6 protein-coding genes are annotated in these 4,884 nt (G+C 63.4%); 2 read left to right on the top strand and 4 right to left on the bottom strand.

From position 1 onward, the window contains the following. On the bottom strand, positions 1-301 hold a 301-nt coding region (locus Q0349_RS07160), incomplete at its 3' end, for a hypothetical protein (RefSeq protein ID WP_298080187.1). Positions 302-355: 54 nt separating this feature from the next. Continuing rightward, positions 356-1,297, bottom strand: a complete 942-nt coding sequence (locus Q0349_RS07155) for an NmrA family NAD(P)-binding protein (RefSeq protein ID WP_298080186.1) — start codon at positions 1,295-1,297, stop codon at positions 356-358. Positions 1,298-1,380: 83 nt separating this feature from the next. On the opposite strand from Q0349_RS07155, the gene Q0349_RS07150 reads away from it, so the two are divergent. Together Q0349_RS07150 and Q0349_RS07145 are read left to right on the top strand one after the other, a co-directional pair. Beyond that, entirely contained in the window at positions 1,381-1,746 is a 366-nt protein-coding gene (locus Q0349_RS07150; RefSeq protein WP_298080185.1) for a helix-turn-helix domain-containing protein, read from the top strand. Between the two features lie 212 nt (positions 1,747-1,958). Continuing rightward, complete coding sequence (locus Q0349_RS07145; protein ID WP_298080184.1) at positions 1,959-3,215, top strand: hypothetical protein; 1,257 nt, start codon at positions 1,959-1,961, stop codon at positions 3,213-3,215. A gap of 179 nt (positions 3,216-3,394) precedes the next feature. Here the strand turns inward: Q0349_RS07145 and Q0349_RS07140 are convergent, their stop codons facing one another. After that, entirely contained in the window at positions 3,395-3,631 is a 237-nt protein-coding gene (locus Q0349_RS07140; RefSeq protein ID WP_298080183.1) for a hypothetical protein, read from the bottom strand. Between the two features lie 369 nt (positions 3,632-4,000). After that, complete coding sequence (locus Q0349_RS07130) at positions 4,001-4,666, bottom strand: PepSY-associated TM helix domain-containing protein (RefSeq protein ID WP_298080181.1); 666 nt, start codon at positions 4,664-4,666, stop codon at positions 4,001-4,003. Positions 4,667-4,884 lie beyond the last annotated feature (218 nt).

Here is a 4,884-nt window from a genome sequence, read left to right as displayed (position 1 = left end):
GAAAGTCGATGTGGTTGCCGTGCGGCACGGCTTCGTGGCCGCAGCCGGGGCCGTGGACGTGTCCGGCTTCGTGGCCGCCGCAGTGGTGGTCGGGCGTGCAGGCGTCCGGGTTGGTGGCGCTGACGGCGATGCGGTGTTCATCAACGTGGTCGCCATGCGGGTGGTGCAGGTGGCCGTCGTGCAGGTAATCGACGTGGCCGTCGTGCTTGATGGCGGTGTGGCCGCAGCCCGCGCCGTGCTGGTGCGTGTGGTTGGCGTGGTGCGGTTCGTGGCAGCCGCAGCCGCAGTGGTGTTCGCTCATGTGTGAGTCTCCGTTGTTGTGAATGGGGCGCGCATTTTAGGGGATTTTTGCGGTTTATGCGCCGTAATGCACGGCTTCGCCACGCCAGCCGCTTGCGCGCAGGAATTGTTCCCAGGTCAGCGCGGCGGGGTTGATGCGGCGGCTCCAGCCAAGGTCGCGTTCCGGGCGGTAGTAGCCGTATTCGGCGGCGTAGTGGGTCATGCCGAGCAGCTCTTGTACCAGCGCTTCGTTGTCGGCGAAGGCGGGGTAGTATTGCAGCAGTTCGTCGCGTTCGTAGGCGCTGCGGTATTCGGCGCGGATGCCGGTTATGCGGCTGAAGGTGGCGACGAGTTCGCGCGGGGTGAGGAGGTCGCCGATGACGGGCAAGGTTTGGCCCTGGTAGTGGTCGGGGCGGGCGAGGATTTCGGCGACGGCGGGGCCGGTGGCGGTGAGCGGATCAACAAAGGGCGCGTGGCAGTCGGCGGGCAGGTAAACCGGCATCAGCAGGGTGTCGCCTTCGCGGCGCGGCAGGTAGTATTCCAGCAGGTTGGTGTAGAAAAAGGCGAGCAGGATGAAGCTGTGCGCCACCGGCAGGCCGCGAATGTGGTCGGCGATGCGCGCCTTGTCGGTGAAATGTGGCGCGTAGTGGCGCCCGGCGCTGATGGCATCAACGTTTTCCAGGGTGCTGAAGATGAGGTGTGGTACGCCCGCGGCGACGGCGGCATCGGCCAGGGCGCAGCCGAGGGGGAACTCGTCGGAGTCATTGGGCAGGGTCGGCGGGGTCATGAGGAAGGCGCTGTCCGCCCCGCGAAAGGCGGCACGCCAGGCGGCATCATGGCCGACGGCGAGGGGTGCGGCGACGACTTCCGCGCCGAGGCGGGCGAGGGCTTGTGCCTGCGGCGCAGCAGGGTTGCGGGTCAGTGCGCGCACGCGGTATTGTCCGTTGCGCAGCAGGGTAGTGGCGACGCTGCGCCCCTGTTTGCTGGTCGCGCCAGCGATGGCGACGAGGGGTTTCATGGGGTTCTCCGGTGTGGGTATGACGGGCAGTATCGGCGCGCGTCTGCCGGGGAACAAGAGCTATCCTTTTGAACAGGTTATATATGAAAGACGAATGTATGAGCGATTTTGTCCGCCTGAACGGCAAGGTGTACCCTTGCCCGGTCAGTCTGGCGATGGACTTGGTCGGCGGCAAATGGAAGGCGGTGATTCTTTATCATCTGCAGGACGGCAGCAAACGTTTTGCCGAATTGCACCGCCATTTGCTTGCCGCGACCGAGGCGACGCTGAACCGCCAGCTCAGGCAACTGGAAGCGGACGGGCTGATTTGCCACACGGTGTTTGGCGAGAAACCGCCGCTGCGCAGCGAATACGCGCTGACGGATTTTGGCCGCAGCGTTGTGCCGGTGCTCAATGCGCTGATGCAATGGGGCAACGGCATCGTCGCGGCTCGGGGTGAGCGGGTGTAGGGGGCTATAGAGCAATCCTCGCAAAGCAGTTCGTAGGTCGGCCATTCATGGCCGACACCAAAAAATGTCGGGCATAAATGCCCGACCTACAAACCAAGCGGACGACAAGTTTGCCGGTCGGCCATTCATGACCGACAATAAAAAAAACGCCGGGCATAAATACCTGGGCGGGCTGTTCACCATCACCAGTCATTCACAACCAGAGAGAACCCATGTTTACCCGATTAGCATTGCTTGATCATTTTGAAGATGCCCCGCAACTGGCGCGACTCGCGCAGTCGGCGGTGGCGTTGTATCCGCAAGAGCCCAATATCGTCCTCATCCGCCTGCGCCAGTTCGGCGAAGCGGTGCTGCAATATTTGGCGGAGCGCTGGCAACTGGACACCGGCGGGTTGGATACCCCGCTCGATGTGCTGCGGCTGCTTGATTACAAGCTGCTCGCGCCGGAAAAAATTATCGACACCCTCAACGAGCTGCGCGTCAAGGGCAACCAGGCCGTGCATGACCTGCACGAAGACCCCGCCGACGCGGCGGCCAACTTGCAACACGCCGAGACGGTAGCGCAGTGGCTCTACGACACCTTCATCCTGCCGGAGCAGTTGATTGCCGAACGCGCCCGGCGCGAAGCCGAAGACCAGGCCGCCCATGCGGCGGCAAAGGAGCGCGCCGCGCTGGAAGCGAAAGAGCTCGCCAAATTCCTTGCCGAGGAAGAGAAACAGGCGGCGAAAGCGCGCAAACAGGCAAAACGCGAGGAAAAACGCGCCGAACGCGCCATTGAAAAGGCCGAGCGGAAAGCGCAAATCGCGGCGGAAAAACAGCAGCGCGTTCGCCAGTACGAGGAGAAAACCCGGCTGCGCCGCGCGCGCCAGCAGGAATATCAGCGGCGGGTACGCCGCGCCGAGGCGTTGTACGAGGAGGGCAAGCGCTTCAAGGCAGGGCGGGATTATGTCAATGCTGTGCGCTGTTTTTCCGAGGCGGCCGAAATCGGCTCTGCGCGCAGCATGGTGCAGATGGGGCTGGCCTACAGCAACGGCTGGCTGGGCAAAAAAGACGCGGCAAAAGCGTTTTACTGGAACAGTCGCGCTGCCCAAAAGGGTGATGTTGACGGCGTGAACAATCTGGCGATTTGCTATGCCGACGGCGAAGGCGTCGCCGCCGACCCCGAACGCGCCATGCGCCTCTATCGTCAGGCGGCGCGGGACGGTTATGCCATCGCCCAGCACAATTTGGGCTGTGAGTACCGCAAGGGGAGAATCACCAAGCGCAATTTGAAACAGGCCGTTGTTTGGTACAAACGGGCGGCCGCCCAGGGTATCTACCAGTCGGATTATTGGCTGGGCATCATTTATGAATATCGGAGTGAGCCGGACAAGGCGGTCAGGCATATGCGTCGTGCCGCCAAACGCAACTATGCCGACGCCATTGAATGGTTGAGACAACACGGCCTTTCTCCTTCCGACCCTTCGTAATCTGCTGGCGAGGCACAAGTTTCGCGGGTCGGCCATGACTATTGGGCATCAGTAGGAAAACTGGCGAACCCCACCCCAACCCTCCCCCACAGGGGGAGGGGGCAGAGCGGCGGGAATATTGGCAAATACGCTTGACCCAACCTGCAAAATTTTACGCGTTGGATGGCTATAAACCCCGGTCAGAGGCCGGGGTTTTGGTTTGGGGCGTGATGCCAGATGCTATGCGGCGGGGCGAGTGCAAGGCGTTTGGCGGTCAGGCGGGCGGTGTGGTGCAGGGCAAGGCCGAGGGCAAGGGCGGTCGCGTCCACGCCGAGGGTGTCGCTGCGGGCAAAGAGCGGCGGCAGGCCAAGCGCGCCCAGGGCGGTGGTGGCAGGGATGGCGAGGGTCAGCCAGGCACTCAGGCGGATGAGTGGCACCGCGCTGTTGCTCGCCTTGCCATTGGCTGTAGGCGATGGCGGCGAGGAAGGTGGTGTAGTAAGCGGAGGTGAGGGTGGTTTGCGGGGCGAGCGGCAGCGGGTGCAACCAGCGCGCGGCGAGGAAGGCGGCGGCGATGCCGGCAATGCAGCCCCAGCTGATGCCGAGGGTGAGCGCGGCCATGATGTGTGCGGCCTGGCGGGAGGCGGGCAATGCGGCGGCGGTTTTGTCGCGGCGGGGCGGGCGTTTGTCCAGCCAGAGCAGGTTGCCGGTGTAGAAGAGCGCCGCACCCATGAGGCCGAGGAGGAAGTAGGCGGCGCGGACGATGCTGCCGCCGTAGTCGCCAAAGTGCAGGTGAAAGTAGCCGTCGCTTATGTGGTGTAGGGGTCGGTGGCAAGGTTGGTGTAGCGTTCGCGGCCGTCGTAGGGGTTGGCGATGTGGATGGCGCTGCGCATACCGCCGACGCTGCCGAGCTGGTAGGCGCTTGCCAGCGCCGGGCGGTCAAGGTTGCGGTAGGTAATGCTGTCGGCGCGGTAGTCGGCGCGGTGTTTTTGCGCGAGGGTTTGTAGTTCTTCCGGTAGTTTGAGGCGGCTCAAGTCGGGCGGGACGGGCTCGCCGCCAGGGCGGGGGGCGTAGCCGCCCATGCGCTGCGCTTCGGGGAGGAGTGTGTCCATGCCGTCGTAGATGAGGTCGTGAAAGGCGAAGACGACGGTGGTGGCGGCGATGATGAGGTGGAAGGGCAGGCTGGTGATGCCGAGCAGGTTGTGGCTGTCCAGCCAGGCGCGGCGGCGGCTTTTGTCGGTGCGCAGTACGAGGAAATTGGCGGCGAGGCTCGGCAGGTAGAGGATGAGGCCGGATCTGAGGGTGAGGGTGTTGAGCAGCAGGGCGGCGAGGGCGTAACGCCAGGCGAGGCGGCGGGCGCGGGCAGGATCGGGTGGCGCGCCCGGCCAGTGTTGTTGCGGTGAGGCGCGGTAGAGGTAATGGCAGGCGAGGAGGATGAGGAGGGTGCTGCTGCCGAGGAGTAGGGTTTTTGGCATGGTGGTTAAAGGGGTGATTTACATACGGGGTAGCGACTATGGTGTATGTATAGTGGGTTGGTGGATGTTAAGGGGATATTCAAATGCTCCATCTCCTGCAGGCGAAGTCCGCAACGGGAGACTGGAACAGCTCGCGTAGCGACAAGTATTGCTTGCGCAGCAAGAGAGAGGGCTGGGGTGAGGGCAGCAAATAATTGAAAAAGCAGAATTTCGGTTTG

The sequence above is a fragment of the uncultured Cardiobacterium sp. genome (assembly GCF_938028185.1).
GTDB lineage: Bacteria > Pseudomonadota > Gammaproteobacteria > Cardiobacteriales > Cardiobacteriaceae > Cardiobacterium.
This window is presented reverse-complemented; position numbering and strand designations above follow the sequence as displayed.